This is a genomic window from Peribacillus butanolivorans (genome assembly GCF_001273755.1).
Classification (GTDB): domain Bacteria; phylum Bacillota; class Bacilli; order Bacillales; family DSM-1321; genus Peribacillus; species Peribacillus butanolivorans.
The window spans coordinates 2,617,156-2,641,687 of record NZ_LGYA01000001.1 but is presented as its reverse complement, the minus strand read 5'-3'; the positions used below and the strand labels follow the sequence as shown (position 1 = coordinate 2,641,687).

22 protein-coding genes and 1 pseudogene are annotated in these 24,532 nt (G+C 35.0%); 19 read left to right on the top strand and 4 right to left on the bottom strand.

Going from position 1 to position 24,532, the window contains the following annotated elements; genetic code table 11:
- Positions 1-290: 290 nt before the first annotated feature.
- The 7 genes from AKG34_RS26980 (at position 291) to AKG34_RS12010 (ending at position 5,805) form a co-directional block, all read left to right on the top strand.
- Positions 291-383, top strand: coding sequence for a MoaD/ThiS family protein (locus AKG34_RS26980; protein WP_082527500.1), 93 nt, complete (start codon positions 291-293; stop codon positions 381-383).
- 303 nt (positions 384-686) lie between these two features.
- Entirely contained in the window at positions 687-3,641 is a 2,955-nt protein-coding gene (gene fdhF, locus AKG34_RS12035) for a formate dehydrogenase subunit alpha (protein ID WP_053346281.1), read from the top strand.
- On the top strand, positions 3,641-3,841 hold the full coding sequence (locus AKG34_RS12030; protein WP_053346280.1) for a helical membrane plugin domain-containing protein: 201 nt from the start codon (positions 3,641-3,643) through the stop codon (positions 3,839-3,841). Before fdhF ends, AKG34_RS12030 begins: the two co-directional genes overlap by 1 nt.
- Positions 3,841-4,329: a helical membrane plugin domain-containing protein gene (locus AKG34_RS12025; RefSeq protein ID WP_053346279.1), complete on the top strand. Its 489-nt coding sequence runs from the start codon at positions 3,841-3,843 to the stop codon at positions 4,327-4,329. Before AKG34_RS12030 ends, AKG34_RS12025 begins: the two co-directional genes overlap by 1 nt.
- A gap of 164 nt (positions 4,330-4,493) precedes the next feature.
- Positions 4,494-4,904 (top strand): phosphate-starvation-inducible protein PsiE, encoded by a 411-nt coding sequence (locus tag AKG34_RS12020; protein WP_053346278.1) that lies wholly within the window; start codon positions 4,494-4,496, stop codon positions 4,902-4,904.
- A gap of 21 nt (positions 4,905-4,925) precedes the next feature.
- Positions 4,926-5,279, top strand: a complete 354-nt coding sequence (locus AKG34_RS12015; RefSeq protein WP_053346277.1) for a Na-translocating system protein MpsC family protein — start codon at positions 4,926-4,928, stop codon at positions 5,277-5,279.
- Between the two features lie 148 nt (positions 5,280-5,427).
- The gene (locus AKG34_RS12010; protein WP_053346276.1) at positions 5,428-5,805 is read left to right on the top strand and encodes a nucleoside triphosphate pyrophosphohydrolase family protein; all 378 of its coding nucleotides are present in this window, start codon (positions 5,428-5,430) and stop codon (positions 5,803-5,805) included.
- Between the two features lie 848 nt (positions 5,806-6,653).
- On the opposite strand, the gene AKG34_RS12005 is transcribed toward AKG34_RS12010, so the two are convergent.
- Positions 6,654-7,745: a carbohydrate kinase gene (locus tag AKG34_RS12005; protein WP_053346275.1), complete on the bottom strand. Its 1,092-nt coding sequence runs from the start codon at positions 7,743-7,745 to the stop codon at positions 6,654-6,656.
- A gap of 418 nt (positions 7,746-8,163) precedes the next feature.
- Between AKG34_RS12005 and AKG34_RS12000 the strand changes: the two genes are divergently transcribed.
- From AKG34_RS12000 to AKG34_RS11970, 8 genes are all read left to right on the top strand, one after another.
- Positions 8,164-9,063, top strand: a complete 900-nt coding sequence (locus AKG34_RS12000; protein ID WP_053348090.1) for an EamA family transporter — start codon at positions 8,164-8,166, stop codon at positions 9,061-9,063.
- A gap of 152 nt (positions 9,064-9,215) precedes the next feature.
- Positions 9,216-10,310 (top strand): carbohydrate kinase, encoded by a 1,095-nt coding sequence (locus AKG34_RS11995; protein ID WP_053348089.1) that lies wholly within the window; start codon positions 9,216-9,218, stop codon positions 10,308-10,310.
- Entirely contained in the window at positions 10,311-11,240 is a 930-nt protein-coding gene (locus AKG34_RS11990; protein ID WP_053346274.1) for a pseudouridine-5'-phosphate glycosidase, read from the top strand.
- Between the two features lie 128 nt (positions 11,241-11,368).
- The gene (locus tag AKG34_RS11985) at positions 11,369-12,550 is read left to right on the top strand and encodes a NupC/NupG family nucleoside CNT transporter (RefSeq protein WP_053346273.1); all 1,182 of its coding nucleotides are present in this window, start codon (positions 11,369-11,371) and stop codon (positions 12,548-12,550) included.
- A gap of 23 nt (positions 12,551-12,573) precedes the next feature.
- Positions 12,574-13,503, top strand: a complete 930-nt coding sequence (locus AKG34_RS11980) for a nucleoside hydrolase (RefSeq protein WP_053346272.1) — start codon at positions 12,574-12,576, stop codon at positions 13,501-13,503.
- A 478-nt stretch (positions 13,504-13,981) separates the two neighbouring features.
- On the top strand, positions 13,982-15,541 hold the full coding sequence (locus tag AKG34_RS11975; RefSeq protein ID WP_161804928.1) for a class I adenylate-forming enzyme family protein: 1,560 nt from the start codon (positions 13,982-13,984) through the stop codon (positions 15,539-15,541).
- Between the two features lie 532 nt (positions 15,542-16,073).
- Positions 16,074-16,262 carry a cytochrome P450 gene (locus AKG34_RS29670; protein WP_201783550.1) on the top strand — a complete coding sequence of 63 codons (189 nt, stop codon included), beginning with the start codon at positions 16,074-16,076 and terminating at the stop codon, positions 16,260-16,262.
- A 146-nt stretch (positions 16,263-16,408) separates the two neighbouring features.
- On the top strand, positions 16,409-16,978 hold the full coding sequence (locus AKG34_RS11970; protein WP_053346270.1) for a hypothetical protein: 570 nt from the start codon (positions 16,409-16,411) through the stop codon (positions 16,976-16,978).
- Positions 16,979-18,102: 1,124 nt separating this feature from the next.
- Here AKG34_RS11970 and AKG34_RS11965 read toward each other — a convergent pair.
- Complete coding sequence (locus AKG34_RS11965; RefSeq protein WP_053346269.1) at positions 18,103-18,753, bottom strand: 2OG-Fe(II) oxygenase; 651 nt, start codon at positions 18,751-18,753, stop codon at positions 18,103-18,105.
- 636 nt (positions 18,754-19,389) lie between these two features.
- On the opposite strand from AKG34_RS11965, the gene AKG34_RS11960 reads away from it, so the two are divergent.
- Positions 19,390-19,641 (top strand): hypothetical protein, encoded by a 252-nt coding sequence (locus AKG34_RS11960; RefSeq protein ID WP_053346268.1) that lies wholly within the window; start codon positions 19,390-19,392, stop codon positions 19,639-19,641.
- 486 nt (positions 19,642-20,127) lie between these two features.
- On the top strand, positions 20,128-21,486 hold the full coding sequence (locus AKG34_RS11955) for a LysM peptidoglycan-binding domain-containing protein (protein WP_236694937.1): 1,359 nt from the start codon (positions 20,128-20,130) through the stop codon (positions 21,484-21,486).
- 193 nt (positions 21,487-21,679) lie between these two features.
- Here the strand turns inward: AKG34_RS11955 and AKG34_RS27570 are convergent, their stop codons facing one another.
- Positions 21,680-21,862 (bottom strand): hypothetical protein, encoded by a 183-nt coding sequence (locus tag AKG34_RS27570; RefSeq protein ID WP_152952280.1) that lies wholly within the window; start codon positions 21,860-21,862, stop codon positions 21,680-21,682.
- A 225-nt stretch (positions 21,863-22,087) separates the two neighbouring features.
- On the opposite strand from AKG34_RS27570, the pseudogene tnpB reads away from it, so the two are divergent.
- A pseudogene (tnpB, locus tag AKG34_RS11950) lies at positions 22,088-23,019 on the top strand (IS200/IS605 family element RNA-guided endonuclease TnpB); the annotation flags it as partial.
- Between the two features lie 28 nt (positions 23,020-23,047).
- Here tnpB and AKG34_RS11945 read toward each other — a convergent pair.
- Positions 23,048-23,485: an AAA-type ATPase lid domain-containing protein gene (locus AKG34_RS11945; protein ID WP_161804961.1), complete on the bottom strand. Its 438-nt coding sequence runs from the start codon at positions 23,483-23,485 to the stop codon at positions 23,048-23,050.
- A gap of 377 nt (positions 23,486-23,862) precedes the next feature.
- Here AKG34_RS11945 and AKG34_RS11940 point away from each other — a divergent pair, with 377 nt between their 5' ends.
- Entirely contained in the window at positions 23,863-24,489 is a 627-nt protein-coding gene (locus AKG34_RS11940; RefSeq protein WP_053346266.1) for a fumarylacetoacetate hydrolase family protein, read from the top strand.
- Positions 24,490-24,532: the final 43 nt, after the last annotated feature.

Sequence of the window (24,532 nt, the reverse complement as noted above, 5' to 3'; positions counted from 1 at the left end):
AAGAAGAAATTCTAGTCTCATTATTCTCAAATTGGTTTGAAAGCATTTAATAAATAGGGTGGATAAGGAATCTTTGTTTAATTCACCTAACGCTCTTGTATTGTTCAAATAATTGGAATCATACCTTGAAACATAATTTATTTTAGAAAATGAGACTGACTTTCAAAGTATGTTAATAATCTTTGTAAGTCAGTCCTTTTTTCCCAGAATAAAGTCTATTACGGATCACAACATTTGCTGTATTTAATTATCTTTAGCATACGAAGGGGCAAATTTCTTTCAATCAAATAGTGACGTCTATAAATGAAAGCTTTGTAACAGACGATGAAATAATAAAAGATCAAGATATCATTGCATTTATCCCTCCAGTAAGCGGAGGATAAAGAGAACGGTATTTTTTATGTAGTATAAACAAAAAAGATGATTTTATCGTTTAAATCACATATTATTGTTGAGGTTAAACGTATAGAGTATTATAATAAGATTATGAACTAAAAAATCATTGACGTTAGGTAACGACGAATTGCCTTAATGTCCTGTTTTTTTTATTATATGTGGTGAGAAGGATTACTAGTAGGATAAAAACTGCTTAGTTATTAGCCCGCCATAAAATAGATTGTGTGTTGCATTTGCACAATTTATTTTATGGCGGGCTTTTTTGATTTTTAAAAAAAGGAGAATTTAAAATGGCAGAAATAGTCCTAGTAAAAATTAATGGACAGCAACATGAAGTAGAGCAGGGGACTCGAATTCTTGATTACCTCTTGGAACAAGGAGTAGAGCACCCCCATATTTGTTATTCAGAAGTTTTAGGTCCCATTCAAACCTGTGATACCTGTATGTGTGAAATTGATGGGAAAATTATGAGGGCGTGCTCGACTGAAATTGAGGATGGAATGAATATTTTGACTTCCTCAGAACGGGCCAAAAATGCACAAACAGAAGCGATGGACCGTATTTTGGAGAATCACTTACTGTATTGTACGGTTTGTGACAATAACAATGGAAATTGTCGTGTTCATAACACAGCAGAGTTGTTGGAAATTGAACATCAAACTCGTCCATACCGAGAAAAAGGATACGAAGTGGATATGTCACATCCTTTTTACAGATACGATCCGGACCAATGTATCCTTTGCGGACGCTGCGTAGAAGTATGTCAAGACCTACAGGTGAATGAAACTCTATCTATCGATTGGGAACGTGAAATCCCACGTGTAATGTGGGATGATGGTAAATCCATCAATGAATCTTCTTGTGTATCTTGCGGACAGTGTGCGACAGTTTGTCCATGTAACGCCTTAATGGAAAAATCAATGTTGGGCGAAGCTGGGCTTATGACAGCCATTCCGAAGGATTTGTTAAACCCAATGGTTGATCTCATTAAAGAAGTCGAACCGGACTATAAAACAATCTTTGCCCTATCAGAAGTAGAAGCAGCCGCGCGGGATACACGTACGAAAAAAACGAAAACAGTTTGTACATTCTGTGGGGTAGGATGTTCATTTGAAGTATGGACTAAAGGACGTGAAATTTTAAAAGTTGAGCCAACTGAAAATAGTCCTGTAAACAGTGTTTCAACCTGTGTGAAAGGGAAATTCGGATGGGACTTTGTTAATAGTGAACAACGCCTTACTACTCCCTTAATTCGGAAAGGAGATGCATTTGTTCCTGCTACTTGGGATGAAGCACTTACTTTAATTACAGAAAAAATGGGTGCCATTAAAGAAACGTACGGAGGAGATGCACTTGGCTTTGTAAGTTCTTCGAAAACGACGAATGAAGAATCATATCTCATGCAAAAATTGGCTCGTCAAGTGTTTGAAACAAACAACGTGGATAACTGTTCTCGTTACTGTCAATCGCCTGCGACAGATGGGCTACTGGCCACTGTTGGATATGGTGGGGATTCAGGTACCATTCAGGATATTGCAAGTGCAGGTCTTGTTATCACGATTGGGGCAAACCCAACTGAAGGACATCCTGTTTTAGCGACACGAGTTAAGCGGGCTAAGAAATTACACGGACAAAAATTGATTGTGTCAGATCTTCGTAAACATGAACTGGCAGAGCGTTCTGATTTATTTTTACATCCAAAACAAGGAACAGACTTTGTTTGGTTGACTGCTGTTGCAAAATATATGATTGATCAAGGTTGGCATGATGAAAAATTCATTAAAGCTCGTGTAAATAACTACGAAGAGTATCTGAAACTTCTTAATAAATATACGCTAGACTTTGCAGTGAAAGTGACTGGTCTTCCAAAAGAACAACTGATTAAAACAGCTAAAATGATTCATGAATCAAAAGGAACATGTATTTTATGGGGAATGGGTGTTACTCAAAATATTGCAGGTTCCTATACATCAGGAGCTATCGCTAACCTTCTACTTGTAACGGGTAATTTCGGTCGCACTGGAACGGGAGCATACCCACTTCGCGGTCATAATAATGTGCAAGGTTCATGTGACATGGGGGCTCTTCCACAATGGCTCGCGGGCAATCAGCGTTTAACAGACAATGTCGCACGTGCTAATTTTGAAAAAGCTTACGGCGTAAAAATCTCTGAAAAGTCAGGATTTACGAACATTGATATGCTAGAAGCATCAGAGAAAGGCAAACTGAAAGCCATGTATCTCATGGGGGAAGACATGGCATGGGTAGATTCAAACTCCAATCATGTCCATGACACCCTCGGTAAGCTAGAGTTCTTTGTTGTACAAGATGTGTTCTTAACAAAAACTGCACAATTTGCAGATGTTGTTTTGCCGGCAGCTCCTTCTCTTGAAAAAGATGGAACATTCACCAATACAGAGCGTCGCATTCAACGTCTGTATCAAGCACTTGAGCCACTAGAAGAATCAAAACCAGACTGGTGGATTATTCAGCAAATTGCTAAATATATGGGTGTGGATTGGAACTATGAACACCCAAGCGATATTATGGACGAAATTTCAAGACTTTGTCCAACTTTTGCGGGTGTATCATACGAGAGACTTGAAGGATGGAATAGTTTAATGTGGCCAGTGCAAAAAGACGGCATAGATGAGCCACTTCTTTATACAAAGCGTTTTAACTTTCCTGATGGAAAAGCGCGTTTTTCTCTTGCAGAATATGTTCCACCTGTTGAATTCACACAAGATTTCGATCTTACATTGAACAATGGACGACTCTTGGAGCATTTCCACGTAGGGAATATGACAAATAAATCAAAAGGAATTCAGTATAAATTACCTGAGGTATTCGTAGAAGTTTCGCCTGAACTTGCAAGAGAACGTAAGGTAGAAGATGGATCATTAGTACGCCTAATTTCTCCTTATGGTGCAATTAAGCTTCATGCAGTCGTAACAGATAGAGTTACAGGAAAAGAACTGTATGTTCCAATGCACTCAGTAAGTCATGAAAATGCAATCAACCTTTTAACTGGAAGTGTTGGCGATGTTAATACACAGACTCCGGCATATAAACAGATAAAAGTAAAAATGGAGTTAATGAAAGCAAAAGGAAACAGACCACTTCCAATGTATAACCCTCGTTATGCAACGCGTAAACCTCAGTTAGGGGTACAAGTGGAACGAAAATGGGCACGGAAAGATTACGAGCCAATTGCAGACTTGAATAAATCAGGAGTTAAAAAGTAATGGAAACACCGAAGAAGACTTTAGATGCATCAGTTCTGACAGAAGATGAAAAACGGGATCAAATTCTTAAACAGGTAGTTCAAGATTTATCCGAAAATGCAGATGTTATTGGAAAAACTATTCTACTTCTCCAAACACTCAATAAAATGGGCATTCTTGAAGCTCTCGCAGATTTGAATATACCGGGAGGTATAAAATAATGGCAAAACCAATTACAAAGATAGATGAACCAATCTTTACCGAAAAAGAAAAACAAGATCAAACGCTTGAAAAGGTTTTACAAGATTTATCCGAAAATGCCGATGGGATTAAAGAAACAATTAAACTTCTCCAAGAACTTCACGAAAGTGGAATTCTTGGAGCTATCAATAATCTCGTTGAAGCAAAAGAGAAAGTGGCAAAAATTGCAGTGGGACAATTGCTGCGTCCGCCTGTAACAAATGCTGTTAACAATGCAATGGAAGCGGCCGGAGTGCTGACTGAACTTAATCCTGAAATGACGAAAAAACTGGTGGGAGGACTGTCAAAAGGTCTTCAAAAAGCAGAAGAAGGATTTCAGTTAAACAAAAAAGTTAGTGTTTTCGATTTAGTAAAATTAATGAGAGATCCTGATGTTAATCGTGTTATGAGGTTTTCTCTTGATTTGTTAAAAGGGTTAGGAGAAGGATTAAAGGGTCAATCAAAGTAAGTGTTTTGTTCTCAAAGGAAAACTTTTTTACTGTTCATACTCATGGACTATCTTATCTTCGGTTCTGTGAGTATGTTCTTTCAAAATAGAGAGAAGGCTAGGTTTTAGGGGCAAATTTAATTTCATTTCAGGTTAAAAGGGTAGGATAAAGATGGAGGGTACTGATGTTTGGGCCATACAGGTTAAAAAAAGCTAAGTGGCTGATAAAACTTTATCAAACGGTGTTGAATACATCATTGATTATTCTTAGTTTTATTCTTATATATTTTCTTTTTAGGCAACTTTACTACATTTCGAATGATGTTTATTGGGAAAATAAGGATGTTCATGGTATTTTCAGTAAAATTTTAATATTTTTCTTATATTTTGGATTCATTTCTATGATCGTACAATATTTCAGAGAAGATTACCATTTCCCATTAAGATATCTTATTTATATTGGGATTACAGCTACAATTCGATTTATCATAGTAAATAATGAAAATTCAATCCAGACTTTATGGTTAGCTGCTGTGGTATTTGTACTTACAATAAGTTATCTAATGTTACCTCACCTGGAAGCTAAAAATGAGTAAATGATAGATAGGAGAAATGGAATGAAAAAAAATAGAGAACATCAATTCAATATGTTACTTCGTGAAATACGCAAGGAATATGTTGGAAATGGACCAAAGGAAATCACTACTCGTCTTGTAGGTCCTTGGGTAATTAGTGAGATGAAAGGTAATCTGACTAATGTTGAAAAGTTTATGATTAGTTCGAGAGAAGGACAGCGTATGGTTCATGAAGCACGAACTAAATTAGTAAAGCAAATTTATAAGGATCCGGTGGTGTTGAAAAAAATTGAGGAAATGATGGATGCGAAAATTGTGAGTATCTTTACAGATATTAATATAGATATTGATACTGCGATGACAATTTATGTGTTTGACAAAACTTTACAGTGTTAATCATTACCATGCTAGTACTGAAAAGATAACCTTTTACCCTAAAAGCTACTGTTTGAAATATTTAAATGATTTAGGTGATCAAGTCATATTATCAGTATACCTATTTTTTGAATAAATCCTTTTGAAAGTTCCGGTGATTAAACATTCTATGGATATAAAAAAAATGATAGATATAACAGATAAAACAGAAGTTGATCCAGAATTACTTGTTTCCAAAGTAAACAGAAATCTCATAAACCTTTATAACAAAAAAGATATTGGAGATTACACAGAAATCTTAAATGATATGTTAATGTTAGCAGTTCAACTTAAATTTGATTTAGTTTTAAAGTATTTTGGTGCAGTTCCTATTGTTGCTGCAGATGAAAGAAATCAATTTCAAGAAATATTTAAGTGTCTAGGCACGAGAAGCAGCAATAAGGATTGGTATTTAAATTTATTTTCTTTATTTTTAGGAATGGCTTTTATTTTGAGGTTTGATATGAGTGATATTGAAAAGAATTTCTTTGAAAAGACAGGTACTTAATTCTTTTGAAAATGTAAAAAGTCTGGTTAATCACTCCAGTTTATATTTTAAGCTTTTACTATTAATAAAAAAATTATTTTATATGAGATTTCTTTGAAAAATTCTTCTAAATATAAAAAGATTAGAAGATAGTGATTTTCTTTTAGGTGAATTTTCATTGTACAAGATCTCTAGAAAGGAGATTTTGATGAAATCGATTGATCTTATAGTTACAGAGCTAAAGAAAAAGGGAATTAACGCTCAGAAAATCAATATGAGAAAGTCCAACATAGAATTTCGACAATCTAATGAGAAAAAATCCTAATTAGCAAATAAATCTTGCTAAGCCCTTAGGAAACTCAGAGTATCTTACTCATTTATTCATAAGCCGGTTTTTTGTAGAATAATAGAAAAAGGAAGGAAAATGAGGTAGATACAGATGGAAGGTAGAAAAATTGGATAAATACGGGTTAGTAGTAAGAATTAAAATTAAGGATGTCGGCTCGAAGCTATGAGAGAAAAGGGGATAGGCGACCAAGACATTTTCTTGGACAAACAAAGTGGAAAAGATTTCAATCGAACTCAAAATCAGTTGATTGTTGGAAAACAGGAGGGTTGAATAACTTAAAGCGATGGGGGAATTAGACGTTAAAAAGCTGACATTTTATAAGTTGGTATAAGAATACGAAAGAGATGTAAAAAGGAATATTATATATGAAGAAACTCGTCTAAAAAGAGCATCTGCTAAGGAAAAGGCAGATGCTCTTTCAAGAAAAGGGGACTAATTTTTTTTGGATATGACATTCACAACAAATAATCATCTTTAAGTAACGAAATGGAGATATTACTATGGTGAGAATATGATTTCATCACGAAAAATTCTTTACTATTTCATGAATTTTTTCAGGTTTCAAAAATGATGATATAGATTCTTCAGTTTGAATGGTAAGAGCAGCACCAGCAAGACCTAATTTGCAAGCACTAAATAGCGATTCTTCGTTCAGGATTCCGTAGATTGCACATGAAGAAAATGCTTCACCAGCCCCTGTGACATCAACTACGTTAGTTTTGAAAGGAGGCAAGTGTCCAGATTCCTCTGTAGAAAAATAATAAACCCCCTGATCACCAAGTGTGATAATAACTTTTTGAACGCCACGCTGTCTAATTTTTTCACAGGCTAATTGGCAATCCTTGATTGATTCGATTTTTATTTCAGCAAGTATCTCTGCTTCTTCTCGGTTAGGCATCAGCAGTTCTACACCGTCAAGACGAAATGGAAGTTTTCGTGCTTTGGCTGTAGATACAGGGTCAATGTACATAGGAATGTTTTCATCGCGGCAGCGGTTAATTAAATAACTGAGACATTCCTTAGGAATATTCGTATCCAAAAAAACAGCTTGGGAGGAAATGATATAGGACCATTTTTCCTCAAACATAGATGTTGTTATTTTTTCGTATATATTCATATCAGCCATGGAGACAATGCTTTCACCATTAATATCTAATAAGGTGGTAAAAGTCCCTGTTCGCTCTGTTGGTAAAACCCATACTTGACTAACATCCACTCCTTGTCTTTTCGTTTCATTCAGTATCCAGTTACCTTCTTTGTCGTCCCCTACACAAGCCATAAGAGTAGTGCTACAGCCGAGTCGACTTAAATTTTCGGCAAAGTTGCGTGCTATACCGCCACAAGCTTCAGAAATTTTTACTGGATTAGATGAATATAAACGCACCTCCTGATTTGATCGGGCTTTCCGGTCTGTGTTTGCCCCTCCAATACAGAGGATCGACGATTCTTCTCGGAGAATATAGGCGCGTCCTTTAATTTCACCACGTTTCGTCAAGTTAGCAATATAATTGGCAACTGCAGGTCGTGATAAACCAACTTTACTTGCTAATTCTTGCTGTGATATGAAAGGATTTATTTTTATGTAATCTAAAATTTGTTTCTCTTTATCCATGAAGTAGCCTCACTTCTCATTAAACGATAGTTTATTATATAAACAAAAGTTTGTAAACTTTTAATTGTAAATAGATTAATCATAATAACTTTATCTTCTGTTTGTTTACAAGATAGCCGAAATTTCTTAGTATACAAAATACCCTTTTTTCGAACCCGAGTAAAGCAATAGGATTAATTCATTTTTTTGAAAGATATTAAAATTTTTTAGTATTCTCATTTCTAGCGACAAATAAATTATACGCTATCTAAATATTACAGACAAATGATTGGCCAATCAATAATAAACAAAAAATAGATTGTAAAAATGATTATCTTTGATTTATATTGAAGATTATGATTTTTTGTTAGATTTTCAAAAATCATATTTAAAACTCAATGAATAATAAAAAATGATAGGAGGAATTAAAATAATGAAGATTTATCTGTACCCCTTGTTGGTAGTTATAGCAGCTAGTAGTTATGGTTTAGTTTCAACTATCATAAAACTAGCAATGCGTAGTGGTTTTTCGGCATCTGAAGCTGTTACAAGTCAATTTTTTTTCGGTTTTTGTATCGCAGTGTGTATTTTCATTCTTACAAACCGAACAAAATTAAGCTTTAATGGAGTTAAAATTCTTATCTTAGCTGGAGTATTTACAGGGTTGACAAATATTTTTTATGGTCTTTCTTTGAACTATTTACCTGCATCCTTGGCCGTTGTACTATTGTTTCAATTTACATGGATAGGCATGTTGATTTCTTGTATAACAAAACGAAAATTTCCCAGTCGAATTGAATTGATATCTCTAATAATATTGGTTGCAGGGACTATACCAGCAGCGGGTTTGATAGATGTTGATTTATCTCAAATACCTTTTCAAGGTTGGTTATGGGGTTTAGCAGCTGCTCTTTGTTATTCCCTATTTTTATTTGTTAACGGTAGAGCAACTACAAATATGAATACCACTAATCGCTTAGTATTGGTTTCATTCTTTGCTTTTATGATGTCGGTTGTTTTTCAGTCTCCGGAAGTTATTTGGAATGGAAATTTGTTTAGCGAGGGACTTTGGATTTATGGTTTGATATTGGGGTTATTTGGGATGATTATTCCGGTTTTCTTATTCACTATTGCAGTTCCTAAAGTTGGATTGAGTATGTCATCAATATTGGGTGCTATTGAATTGCCAATCGCAGTGATGGTGTCAGTCATATTGTTAAGTGAAAATGTTACTTCAATGCAAATAGTAGGTATTGTAACCATTCTTCTAGGCATGAGCTTACCAACAATGCTTAATAGAAATATAGTGTTAATTAAAAAGAAAGTAGTACAACATTAGGCGCAAAATAAAATTTTCAATAACATGGTGTCATTTGTCATTAAATAATTATTTAAAATTTATTGACAATTAAAAATGTAAGCGTATACTAAACGTATGTTCATAGCATAAACAATTGTTTAAAGAAGTGAGGTGTACAAATGGCTAATGATATTAATGAAAAAGAAGAGTTGATTTTAGATATGATTCGAGAAAATCCCTTTATTTCTCAACAGGAGTTATCGGAAATTGTGGGTATATCAAAGTCGTCTATTGCTAATATTATTTCTGGATTAATCAAGAAAGAGTATGTCTTTGGCAAGGCTTATGTTTTAAATGAAATAGCTCCTATTGTTTGCATAGGAGGTGCTAACGTAGATAAGAAATTTTATACAAAATATAAAATTACTAATGAAACATCTAATCCAGTAAGATCTTCTAGATCGGTTGGAGGAGTAGCAAGAAATATTGCTGAAAATTTAGGTAGATTAGGTGAGGATGTTACATTAATTTCAGCAAGTGGTCTCGATTCAGAGTGGAAAGAGATTTATGATTTATCGTCACCTTTTATGAATTTAGAACATGTCTCTCAAAATGAAAATTTGACAACAGGATCTTATACAGCAGTTTTAGATATGAATGGGGATTTATCAATTGCATTAGCAGACATGGACGTTTTTGAGAATATTACACCTGAGTTGTTGATTAAAAACAGTAATATTCTTAGAAGAGCTAAATGTATCGTAGTGGATTTAAATTGTCCAAGTGAAACAATTGATTTTCTTTGTTTTTTCACATCTAAACATAATATTCCATTAGTCATTATTCCTGTTTCGTCTCCCAAAATGAATAGACTTCCAAAAACTTTGAATGCAGTTAGTTGGCTCATAGTAAATAAAGATGAAACAGAAACTTTTATGAATATTAAAATCAATGATGAAGAAGATTGGGGAAATTCAGTTAAAGAGTGGTTAGATTTAGGAGTCAAAAATGTTATTGTAACGAATGGTTCAAAAGGTGTAATGACAGGTAGTGAAAATGGTGAGATTCATTATTTTCCTGCCATAGAAACACCAATAGTTGTTGATGTTACAGGTGCTGGAGATTCATTTTGTTCAGGCGTTATTTATTCCTGGTTACAAAATAAAGAAATTGATTACATCATAAAAGCTGGTTTGGTCAATTCCCATAAAACAATTATGTCGAAGTATACAGTTAGACAAGAATTATCAAAAAAACAATTAATGTTAGATATGGAGGCAATTTAAATGAAAAAATATATTGAATTATCTGCAGAGGTACAACAAGCAAAAGAGGAAGGAAAAGCAATCGTTGCATTAGAATCTACTATTATTTCACATGGTATGCCTTATCCTCAAAATGTCAAAATGGCTCGTGAAGTTGAACAAATTGTTCGTGATAACGGTGCTGTTCCAGCGACAATTGCTATCATTGATGGAAAAATTAAAATTGGTTTAACAGAAGATGAATTAGAATTATTTGGTAAAAGTTCAGATGTTGCTAAAGTATCAAGACGTGATTTAGCTCAAATTATTGCTACAAAACAACTAGGAGCAACGACTGTTGCTACAACGATGATTTGCGCTGATTTGGCAGAAATCAAAATCTTTGTAACAGGTGGTATTGGTGGGGTTCATAAAGGTGCAGAAACTACTATGGATATCTCAGCTGACCTTGAAGAATTAGCCCAAACTAATGTAGCCGTAATTTGTGCTGGTGCTAAATCAATCCTAGATTTATCGCTTACACTAGAATACCTTGAAACAAAAGGGGTGCCTGTAATTGGATATGAAACGGAGTGTCTACCAGCATTCTACACAAGAAATAGTGAATATCTATTAAACTTCTCCACTGATTCAATCGATGAAATTGCTGAAACATTAAAAACGAAATGGGAATTAAATCTTAATGGTGGAGCAGTTATCGCTAATCCTATTCCTGAAAGATTTGCTATGGATGAAGATTATATCAATGAAATTATCGGTCAAGCAATTAAGCAAGCAGAAGAAAATCATATTATTGGTAAGGATAGTACACCATTCCTGCTCGGAAAAATAAAAGAATTAACCGGCGGTAAAAGCCTTGATGCCAATATAGAATTAGTAAAACATAATGCTAAAGTAGGAGCTGAAATAGCAGTTAGTTTCAACAACAAAACTAAACTAATACTAAACTGAGTTCGTAATTAGCATAAACTCAACTTCTATAAAGTTAAATGTCTCAGATTATTGTTAACAACTAGACTTTATAGAAGTTGTTTTTTAAATCGAATGTAAACGTTTCCATTTAAAAGGAGAGCCTGAAAATGAATTTTATCTTCTTAATAACAGGAATTTTACTTGTTTTTGTTGTTGCTTTTTCAGTAAGTAACAATAGAAAACAAATACAATATAAACGTATTCTGATTATGTTAGCTGTACAAATCATTTTAGTTTACTTCATGATGAATACTAGTATAGGGCTAATTGCGATTACCAAAATAGGAGTGTTTTTTGAAAAATTAATGGCGATTGCTGATTCAGGAATTCAATTTGTATTCGGTGGAATGGTGAATGAAGGTGCAATAACGTTTTTCTTTGTAGCGTTATTACCTCTGGTTTTTATGTCAGTTTTAATAGGAATACTTAATTATATAAAAGTATTACCATTCGTAATCAAATATATCGGTTTAGTTTTAAGTAAAATAACAGGAATGGGTAAACTAGAAAGCTATTTTGCTGTATCTACAGCTGCGCTGGGACAACCAGAAGTGTTCTTAACCATTATCAAGCAAATACCACTCTTATCTCCAAAAAGACTTTACACAATTTGTACATCAGCAATGAGTGCAGTAAGTATGGCGATGGTTGGGGCATATATGACAATGTTAGAGCCAAAATATGTTGTAACTGCTGTTGTATTGAATATTTTTAGTGCACTCATAGTTGCTAATATTATTAACCCATATGATTTAGACGATAATGAGGATCTAATTCAAATTGAAGAAAATGAAAGAGTTCCTTTCTTCCAAATGGTTGGAGAAAGTGTAATGGATGGATTTAAAATTGTTATTATCGTTGCTGCTATGCTATTAGGGTTTATTTCCTTGATGGAATTGATCAATGTGATTTTTCTAGGTGTATTTCATGTTTCTTTCCAAACGGTTATTGGTTATATTTTTGCACCAATTGCTTATTTAATAGGTGTTCCTTGGGCAGAAGCTGTACAAGCAGGTGGAATAATGGCGACAAAACTAGTTACAAATGAATTTGTTGCAATGTTGAATTTTGGTGAGATTTCAAACCATCTTTCCGATAAAACAGTTGCTATTGTTTCAGTTTATTTAGTTAGTTTTGCAAACTTTGGAACTGTGGGTATTGTTTCAGGTTCAATCAAATCAATCAGTGAAAAACAAGGGAGTTATGTTGCAAAATTTTCATTGAAATTATTGTTAGGTGCGACATTAGCATCTGTAATTTCAGCCACAATTATGGGTATTTTCATGTAATTTTTATATAGAGGTGAAATAGGATGATTAAAAGAAGAATTATTATGGATTGTGATCCAGGACATGATGACGCAATTGCAATTATTTTAGCTGCTGCACAACTAGAATTGGAGATTTTAGGGATTACAACAGTTTCCGGGAATGCTGAAATTGAAAAAACAACTATGAATGCATTAAAAATTTGTGATTTAGTTTCACTAACGGATGTTGTTGTTTCAAAAGGGGCAAGCGAGCCATTGATTCGATTACGAGAAACTGCACCTGGTATTCATGGAGATTCAGGCCTGGATGGTCCAGAATTGCCCGAACCTTCTCGTAGCTGGAGTGAGGAGCATGGAGCTGACACAATCATAAGACTGTTAAAAGAGTCAAAAGAGCCTGTTACAATTCTTCCAACAGGACCATTAACAAATATTGCTTTAGCTTTATCAAAAGCACCAGAAATTAAGGACAATATTGAAGAAATTGTTCTTATGGGTGGTGGAACATTTGGTAACTGGACTCCAACTGCTGAATTTAATATTTGGGTTGATCCAGAAGCTGCAAAAAAAGTATTTGATAGTGGTATTCCAATAGTAGTTATGGGATTAGATATAACACATCAAGCCATAGCAACACGAGAAGTTATCGATCAAGTGAATAAAATTGATAACAATGTTGCTAAAATAGTTGGTGAATTATTAGTGTTTTTTGCATCAACATATAAAGAGATGTTCGACTTTGATGGGGCACCAGTACACGATGTATTAACTGTGGCATATTGTGTTGCACCAGAATTGTTTAAGACGAAAGATGTAAATATTACAGTGGAAACTAAAGGAGAGTTTACTGCAGGAACAACGTTAATTGATCTACATGGGGTCACTGGTAGAAAAGTTAATGCTAAGTTTGGATTAGAACTTGATGTAGAAGGTTTTTGGAAGCTAATGATTGAAGCACTTAAAAAATACTAGATTTGAGTGGTGTACTTGAAACATTAACGGAAGTATCTCATGATAAAACCCTAGATAGATAATAAGAGTCAAAAGAAAAAACCCGGTGACTATGCCAGGTAGAACTATCTCAGAAATACACCCAAGCCTCAACAGATAGTCTTTGCAAATGAAATTGTACCTGTAACATCGTTGAAAAAAATTCATAAGGAACAAAAACAACTCATAGTAAAGTATGAGCAGCTAAAATTGTTTTGAAATAATAAGAAATTAGTATTCAAAAGAAGAAGTAGACAATTATCCAGTAGAAAAGCCTAAAAATTAGGCTTTTTTTATCTGTTTTTAAATTAAAGCAGGGGTCTCAGTAAATAATGGTTGGTATTAGATGCACGATAATATAATGAGGTAAAATTAATTTTTACCAAAAAAATATTTTTTTACCATCTTGTTTAAAAATGATATAATTTTCTTAAAATTATATTTATTTAAGAGAGGACTGGTGGAGAGTTTGCTGACATTTGGTACAGTTATAAAGCAAAATGCAAGTAAGTATAAAAATAAGCCGGCTGTTATTTTTCAAAATACGATCAAGACATATGAAGAGTTAAACATTCGCGCGAACAAAATTGGAAACGCTTTCTTGGATCGTAGCTTTCAAAAAGGCGATAAAGTAGCTGTCATGTTAAAAAACCATGCTGCTTATGTCGAGATCATTGCCGGGCTGTCCAAAATCGGAGTCATCATTGTACCGATAAACTATCGTCTGGTTGGACAGGAAGTAGAATATATACTAAGAAACTCTGAAAGCCGGGGATTCATTATTTCAGAAGAATATGAAGGTATTGCACAAGAGTTGCTCCCAAGAAACTCTCAATTAGACACCGTACTGGTAGTGGGCGGTGCGTCCAATGAAATTATGGAAGGGTATGTAGATTTTCTTACTTCAGGCTGTGATGCGGAACCGGACATTGAGGTTCATGAGAAAGATACTTTCTATTTGGGCTACACTTCCGGTACGACCGGAAAGCCAAAAGGAGTGGTCATTTCCCATCGGTCCCGAATACTGACAGGAATGGCGGCAGCTTATGAATACAAGATTGGCGAATCAGATATTCACCTTGTTGCAGGGCCCATTTATCATGCAGCCCCTTGGATTTTTCTTGTCATGCAGCTGCTCGTGGGTGGCACCCTTGTCATTCATGAATCATTTAATACAGAACAAGTACTTGAAGACATTGAGCGATACCAGATAACAAACACGTTCCTTGCACCAACGATGTACAATTTCCTGATCAACACGAAGGAAGAAATAAAAGCAAAGCATGACATCTCCCCTATGCGTGTGTTGGTTTCAGCAGGCTCGCCGCTGCCGACACAAACAAAACTGGATATTCTGGAATTTTTCAAAAATGCCGATTTGAACGAATTTTACGGTTCGACTGAAAGTGCGATTACACTGAACATTAAACCAGGTGACATTCGCCGGAAGGAACGTTCAGTGGGACATCCTTTCCCTCTTGTGGAATGTTTAATTTTGGATGACGAGAAGAACCCGATTTCGAACGGTGAAGTAGGGGAGCTATATTTTAAATCACCATACAACTTAGACGGTTATTATAAAAATCCGGATGCTGACGCCGCTTCGTTTTATCATGGTTTTTTTACAGTGGGAGATATGGCGCTACAGGATGAGGATGGATTTTACTATATTGTGGACCGAAAGAAAGACATGCTGATCAGCGGCGGCGTTAATATTTATCCGCGTGAAATTGAGGAAGTCCTTTATTCACATCCCGGGATTCTCGATGTTGCGGTGATTGGTGTACCTGATGCCGTGTGGGGGGAATCGGTTAAAGCCATTGTTGTACAAAGGGAAGGGGCTAATCTCATAGCAGAAGATATCATTGGTTACTGCGAAGGAAAATTAGCCGGCTATAAGAAACCAAAATCAGTAGACTTTGTACATGAACTCCCACGAAACCCATCGGGGAAAATATTAAAAACAACATTGCGGGATTCCTTTGCAAATGATAGAAATGGAATCTTTCATATTAATTAATTTTTTCTATTACCGAAACAAGTTGAAAAGCAACTGCGTTGATTAGGCAGTTGCTTTTTTTTATTAAATAGACTATCGCTAATAGGTTTAAAATAACAGCCTTTGCTCCTTGTGAGTAAAAGGCTGTTTTAGAGGATAAGGGGAGTATTTTGTTAAATAAGTTTATAAACACCTATAAAAAAAGTTATAGTGTTGAATTTTTTTAGTCAAAACTCTAGTTTTTCTCAACTACAGTACAAGCCATTTTATATAAAAGTCATATCATGTATAAAAGGCAGGATATGATCGAAATTACGGCCCTTCTTCGCCTGGGGATTTCATGAAATTTACCTATACTCAAAAAATGATCTAGGAATCGATGCTTTTTTTCCTCCTGTCTTCACTGGATGTGAAGTGGAGGAGGAGGTGGAGATAAATAAGTATCAATTTAAAAAAGGAATGTGTTCCTGGTAAGCCAGTATGTAATGCACCGAAAGCCCGAGTATTTCTATAATATATAGTCTTTTAAGCCTGAACGATTGAAAATAATTTTGTGAAAACCATCCGGATATATGCCTACTTTTCATTTGGCGGAGGTCCGAGAGATTGTATTGGTAATTATTTTGCATTGATGGAAGCAGTGCTTGTGCTTGCGACTATTGCAAAGCGGTACAAGCTAAGGGTAGTTTCGAATCATCATGAAGTAAAGCCCCATCCATCTCGGTCGGCTATCAACCAGTAGCAAAATAAATAATTTCTCAACACTCCAATATAAACAGCTAGAACACAATCTTTTACTTAGTGACTCTTCTAAGTATATGTTTTTCAATATCCCTGGAAATATCATTCTATAGTTACAAATTTTTAAAAAAAGGAGACGTTTAGGGGATGTGCGCAATTAACAATGGTAATGAAAGAATACTGTCTAATGAAAGTTCTATGTTGTCCCGTGAAGAGATAAAATCCATTGAATCCTGGATATCCCAAATGGGAATATACCAATTTTTTAAAACGGCAAAACAAAAAATGGTTACTGCTAAAAAAACTCTAAAATTCAAGTATAAAATGATTGGATATGGTTATAACAGAATTGTCTATGATCTCAATAATGGCTATATCTTAAAAATTGCACTGTGTGAAGTAGGATTAATGGGCAACGCAAATGAAGCATACATTTATAATAACTGCAATGAGGAAGCCCAAAAGTACCTATGTCCGGTTAAGGAGTTTGGGTCTGGCTGGATTATTATGAAGAAGATGGGCACAAAAGTGCCACTTGCAATCATGGAATATACGAAACTAATCGAGTTGGAATTAAAATTCCTAAGATATGGCATTATTCCAATAGATTTGCGGTTAGATAATGTCGCATTTTCCGAGGATAATGAAATGGTTGTCATTGATTACGGCCTATTCACCATGGATCTCAAAAGCCCTGTGTTGCGTTGGTTCGATTGACGATGGGGGGAATGACCCAATCAAATGGTGCTACTGACAGCATTTGATTTTTTATCGGTTCATTAGCAAATGAAGCATAGATGACAGCCATTGAGCCTCCAAGACAGAAACCCAGAATAGGAATCTCTTCCGCTCTAGAATGCCTTAACGACTTCTGTAGCCCTTTTGAATGTAATCCACAATATAGTTATTAATGCTGGTATATCCATCTTCATACCCATAAATGTCGGCACCAATAAGAAATGAAACCTCGGTTACTGTTTTCCTAGTACTAAAAGTAGAGATGGAAAATGTTCTTGATCTATTTACCCTGTATGGGAATCATCCAGCTGGAAACACATGACTTAGGGATGGCTTCACAGGCGTTTGCGTTGTTTTGTCCTATTTAAAAAAGAAATGGATGTTGGACTAGTAAGGGAATATTAACTAGATCACTAACTTTTTTTTCATCTAGAGGAACTAGCCGTTACAAGTAAAGACAAGCATTAATAAAATAAAGAAAAGATGAAAGGAGTGTTATTTATGAGAAACAGAAGAATCCGCAGCAGAAGAACTTTTATTCGTTTATTAAAAGAGAGCCAGTTACTTCGCTCGAGTATTATGGATCAACATATAGAATTCTTACGTAAAGTAAGAAACTCTATAAAGTAAAGAGTCAGTTCTAGCTGGGGATAACAAAGAAACTGAAGACTACAACCAGCCGCCCTAGAAGTTGGTTGTGGTTTTTAGATATAAGCCCAGTTATCAAGATGTATAGTCGCATTACTTCTCGATTGAACTGTTTTGACTTAACCATAATTTCAAAGAAACGCTTTGTGAAGAATATATGATTGAAACTTCAAAACCTAATTCAAACCATATTGAAATTTCCAAGTTACTAATAAACATGGTGTAGGAAACTAGTGTTATGTAATTTCGTTCAATGAAAATATTGATGGTAAAAAGTTACCTTTACTTACTTCTCTAGGACACGCCGTAGGTTATGGCTTTCCTTCCATCGTTTCGTGTATACCCAACAAACTTGGTGTTAATATTGTTTCATGGACACATTTTAGTTAGTCCTTACAATGATTTTTGAAAGGATGTGTCTGTCTTGGAACGAAAGAATACAGGTAAAAAATATACTATTTTTGTCTTCTCATCCATTGTGTTGCAACCCATTTTTCGCCAGTTATAACTGGCGCTCCACCATGTAATGTTAGTTCGTTTACGTTTATATCAGTATAGAAATATTCGAAATACACCGCCATTCCTTTTCGTGGGGATACTGAAAGATTTAGTTTAGGAAAAAAAGTTTCTCCTCCATGCTCCACATCATTTAAGTACATGACGATTGTGCTAATTCTATTATTTTTTGTTGCTTTACTTGAAGATGTAAAAAAATCAAAATGAGCTTTATACTCTTGACCAGGAGTATATTTAAGAATTTGAATACCATCCCCATGTTCAATGGGTATATTCATAATAGATGATACTCTTTTTTCAATTTTGGTAATGATGTCATTTTCATTATCTTGAAAATACATACTACTACTTGTTCTTATCTCATTTACTTCGTGTGTAACTCCAATTTTAGAACGATGCATTTTGTCTTTTGACAATCTAATTAGTTCGTCACATTCTTCGTCACTCAAAACATTTCCTAAAATTACTATTAGTGGTTCTTCTAATCTAGCAATTATATTAATTTCTCTATCTTCTGTTTTGATTTTATTTCCAATGTGATTAAAAATAGTTTGTTCTTTACTAATTGATTTTTTACTATCAATTGTCAACTTTCATCGACTCCTTAAAAGATTTAATTTTCAGAATGATTAATTTGTTTTGTTTCTTTAAGAGTTTATCTATGATAATTATATCATGAACCTCCCGTTATATAACTGTTTCTTATTCAGCTAACAGGTGCGTTCGTATTATAAGGTCGACCAGTAAAAATTACTGGTTGACCTTTTTTTAATAGATTCTATGATATCAGTAGCCAGGGGAGGGCGTACGGGTGCGTGCGATGCTTACCAGTTGGTGTGCTTTATAGAGGATTTTGAACCTCATGAAATTAGAGAAATTCACCTTTAGACCTTCGGAATTTGTCAAGACAACAGAAAATCGTAACGAATATATGTATGTGGAAGCTAAACTTCATTTTCGCACATTGATATTAAAGGAATATCCCACTTCAGAGGCCGGATTAACAGCCGGGCAAAGTAGACTAGCAAAAACATAATGGACTCCGCATCTCGAAATCCATTGTTTTTTAAGAAGAGTTGGTTAAGAAAAAAACCTTGTAATAACTCTAAATTGCTTTCCGAATATTATCTATTATTTTTGTTTGTGTAATCCGGCCAAGTGGTGAGGAACTCTAATTCTCTAAGGCATTATTTTGTTGAATTTATTGTATTTAAGACGCAGCAAACTTGAATAATATCAGTATACAGTACGGTATACAAGTAGCAGGTGCAATCGGTACAGTTATTTTTGTTACATTAATGACAACGTATGCTGCAGATCGTACGACAGAACTAAGTCATACAATGGATGCTGCAATAGCAGGCAAACAAGCTTTACTGGATGCCATTAACTATACCTCACTTGTAACAATTGGATTAGCTATTGTTGCAACAATTTACTCACTCTTTATCCGTAAACATATGTACGAAGAAATTTAAAATGAGGAGTCTATACTTCTCTGAAAAATAATGCCTTTTTTATAAAACCTTAAATAAGAATTTTAAAAGAGTAATCATAATTCAAAGAAATAGAGCTAAGTACTATAGTGGCTTTTATTATGTGTAGAACAATTATAGTAATAGATTATGAAACTTCGAATCTTAAACAAATGGGGCATTGATTCAAGAAGGGTTAATGCCTTGTAAATAAAAAGAGTTTAAAATTCAGGAGGTAACTTTTCCACAAAGTACCTCTATTTTATAACTATTCTCCATAGTAAACTAGTAAAGTTAAATTTATCAAAATTTAAGGAGAATAAAATAATAGTGAAAAAATTCTTTGGATGTCTTATTATGTTCTGCCTTCTTTGTATTTGTCTCTTTCCAACCAGTGGTAAAGCATCAAGTAATACACTTTACATAGGTTCTGTTAAAGCGGGCACTTCAAAGGTTTATAGTTCTCCTAAACTAGGTTCCACTATACTAATGACCTTAAAAAAAGGCGAGGAGTTTCCCATCATTTCTTCTGTCGTTGGAGATTCTACGAAGCCTATTATACATAAAGTAAAGACTGGAAACACATTATGGAAAGTAGCAAATCAATATGGAGTTTCAGTAAGTGAGTTACAGAAAGAAAACAAATTAACCTCTTCCGAAATTAATGTTGGCCAAAACCTGAAGATTCCCCAAAAATATAAGATCCATAAGGTTGTATCAGGAGATACATTGTGGAAGATTTCTACTAAATATGAGGTAACCACAAGTGATTTGACGAAATTAAATAACTTACGAACAGTTACCCTTAAAGTTGGTCAAAAATTGAAGATTCCCGATTATTACTACCAGGTTCAACTGCTTGATGGTAAAAAGGGATGGATAAAGAAATCTCTACTTCAAAAAAAGAAGCAAAGCCTTATCGTCATGGGCTGGAAGCATAATGGATCGAAAGAAAACTACACCCAACAACTTAAAAACCCCAATTTAAATGTAGTATCTCCTCGTTCCTATACGCTGAAGGATTCCGGTAATTTCGTTTCCGTTTCTGTCGATACAAAATACGTTCAATACGCTCATAAACAAGGAAAACAAGTTTGGCAACTAATTGGTAATAAATTCGACCCTGTTTTAACAGGTTCAATACTAGGTAGTACTAAAAAACGCCAGAAATTAGTTTCAGCTTTACGAGATTCGCTTGTTAAAACTAAAAGTGATGGAATAAATGTAGATTTTGAAAACATCGATCCAAAAAATAAGAAGGACTTTGTACTTTTCATTGGCGAGCTAAAAAAGGCCCTAAAACCTCATGGTATTAAACTATCGGTGGATGTCACTCGAGAAAATGACGACCCTTTTTGGTCAAAAAGTCTAGATAGGAAAGAACTTGGCAAAATAGCGGACTATATAATCATTATGGGTTATGACGAGCATTGGGGAGGGAGCCCAGTAGCCGGGTCCGTTTCCTCGTTACCTTGGATCAAAGAAGGAACTAAGCTTTTAATGAAAGAAGTACCTGCTCATAAGATAATATTGGCTGTACCATTTTATACGAGAGAATGGGTAACCGATTTATCGACCAATAAAGTGAAAAGTCATGACCGTACCATGGCTGAGGTCAACAAAATCATTTCATCTCATGGACTTAAAAAGGTATGGGATAAAAAGACCTCACAAAATTACGTGGAGTATACTTCCAAAGGGAAAAAGCATCAAATATGGATAGAAGATAAAAAATCGATGAAGCTTCGGCTTGATCTGGTAAAACAAAATCATATAGGCGGTGTATCTGCTTGGTACATTGGATCAGAAACACCTGACATTTGGGATGTATTTCATTTTAATCAATAGTGTAACAGAACAATCTTCGGATAATGGAGGTTGTTCAGCTTGTAGAAAAAGGTCCCTTTTAGGGTCTATATCTGCAAGCTTTTTTTGTGTAATTACAAATAACAGATTACAGATAAAAGTAGTATAAACAATTTGAAGGAGGAATGAATAATGGCCATTAGGAAATTAACTAAAGTCGGCAATAGCTTGGGTATTACGTTTCTAGTTGAAATGTTGAAACCTGGTAAGCGACATTAACCATTTCCGGGGGACCAATATATTCTTCCCCCGGTTCAATTACAAAGCCTTTGTCTGCAACGAGGTGTATCAGACGTCCATCCTCCGTCATGCTAAATATAAAGACCCATTCAATTACGCCTTCCTTTTCTTGAATCAAGGTAAGCTTTTGTTTAATTTCTGGGAATAGGAAGTTTGCCGGTTCATATTTTTTTGTAGACTGATAACCTCTTCAGTTGGAATGATAGCTGCGGTTACAGCGGCAACGGAACGAAGCCCCTACTGGTATATCTGTGAAGAAATGAAGCAGAAGGGCCAATTACCCTCTAATGAATGGAAAGGTTCTTTTCTAAGAACTTCCAGCAGAGTATTCTTTCCTGAAAGAAGTATTGCCTTACAGAAATCGGTGGAAAATTTAGCAGATTCCTATAGTCGATATTATAAAAGCAAAACAAGTCACCACGCTTCAAATCGAAAAAGAATCCTATCCAGTCCTATACGACTAAACATACGAATGGGAATATTGGAATTGTTGAAAACAAAATCAAATTGCCAAAACTCGGTCTAGTTCGTTTTGCTAAAAGCCGCGAAGTCGAAGGGCGAATCATCAATGCCACAATCAGGCGGAACCCTTCGGGTAAATATTTCATTTCCGTTTTAGCCGAAACCAATGTACAAGTACTTCCTAAAACGAATCGTTCGTGCGGTGTAGATGTTGGTTTGAAGAACTTTGCTATTCTTTCAGATGGTACGGTCTATCAAAACCCAAAATTCTTCTGGACGGTCGAAAAGAAATTGGCCAAAGCACAACGGATTCTTTCAAGGCGACAAGAAATAGCCTTGAATCAAAATAAACCATTGGCTGAAGCCAAAAACTATCAAAAACAAAAACGAAAAGTGGCTATCCTACACGAAAAAATTTCAAATGCCCGAATGGATTACTTACATAAAGTTTCTACCGAAATCATCAAAAACCACGATGTTATTGGAATGGAAGACTTGCAAGTGTCGAATATGATGAAAAATCACAAACTAGCTAAAGCTATTAGTGAAGTATCTTGGTACCAATTCAAAAAAATGTTGGAATACAAAGCAAAATGGTATGGTAAACAAATCGTGACCGTATCTAAAACGTTTGCTTCTAGCCAATTGTGTTCTAGCTGCGGTTACCAAAATAAAGACGTTAAACATCTGAATCTTCGTGAATGGGATTGTCCTTTTTGTTCTACTCACCACGATCGAGATATTAACGCAGGACTCAATCTAATGAATGAAGCCATAAGGCTTCTAACCGTAGGAACTACGGGAGTAGCCTAATTAAAAATTGGCCGATAGGCTAATGTTCTTAGGAATCCCCCACTTCAATCAGACCGTAAGGTCGATAAGTGGTGGGTAGTTCAATCACTGGTGAAAAGCGTGCCTCTTCAATTTTATTACGTAATTTTTTATATTTCCTACTCATCGTCGGCTGGCTGACTTCCAATACCTTTGCCGCTAGTTTTAATGATTTGTATTGTTCCATTGCCATGTTGATCAGTTGTTCCTCCACAAGTTCGACTGCTTCTTGCAAAGGCATTAGAAAATCGATAACAGGTAGTGAAGTGGGTTTGGGCCCTTTAAAAGGGAGGACCTCTTTAACCAATGCAACATCCAAATCAGGTATTCCGCTTGTAATCACAAGCCTCTCAACTGTATTTTCAAGGTCGCGCACGTTACCGGGCCATTGATAGATACATAGCAAGTCGATTGCATCCGGGGTGAAGGCTACATTTCGATTGTACAGTGTATTGTACTACCTCTTGATATGATGGAGGTGTCCCAAAGCTCGCCAGCGAAACGGACAAATACATCAACACCAGGAGGCCAAACATGAAGTATAACCCCCAAAAAAAAATCTCTTAAATTACTTCTGAAACACTAATTAACGGTGTCGATATCGCAAAATTCAAACATGTAGCCAGAGCTCAAGACTTTAACGATGTGTGTCTTCTATTCGCTTATTCGTAGTCTTTAATTCACATAATTATTAGAGTTTTTTGTGTGTTACAATAAAGACATCAGCATACACTATCTCTTATTTTCTAACGAGAAACTTAGATAAAGAGTAACATTTTAGAATTAAAAGCTATAACACTATATTTATAGAAAGGGGAAAAGAACATGAATGAGATTAGAAATATTTATTGCGTTGGTCGAAACTACGTAGCACATGCAAAGGAATTAAATAATGAGGTACCTACTTCCCCATTTCTATTTTCTAAGCCTACCCATGCCTACATGGAAGCAAATGGTCAAGAGATTTACCTGCCTGGCAATCGTGGTTCTGTCCATTTTGAAACTGAACTTGTCATAAAGATTGGAAGACAACATGAAGTAGGCATGAAGGTAGATGAAGTGATAGAAAGTATGGGGATTGGGATCGATTTTACTTTACGGGAAGTTCAAAGTGAACTTAAGAAAAAAGGGCAGCCATGGTTACTTGCAAAAGGGTTCCCTAATTCGGCTATTGTGAGTGAATTCGTTGTTTTTCCAGGAATAGAAGAAATAAAAAAAGTAGATTTCATGCTAATTAAAAATGGGGAGAAGGTTCAGCAAGGAAATATTAAAAATATGATTTTTGATTTGCAGACAATCGTGGATTTCACGGCCCTACACTTTGGATTGGGTGAAGGTGACATAATCTTTACGGGAACACCTGAAGGAGTTGGACCAGTTTTAGACGGAGATCATTTATCAATGGTATGGGATAATAAAGTTCTCGGTGAATGTTATATTAAATTAGCTTAATTCAGTTTTCTTATATTTTTACTAATTAAATTTATCATAATAT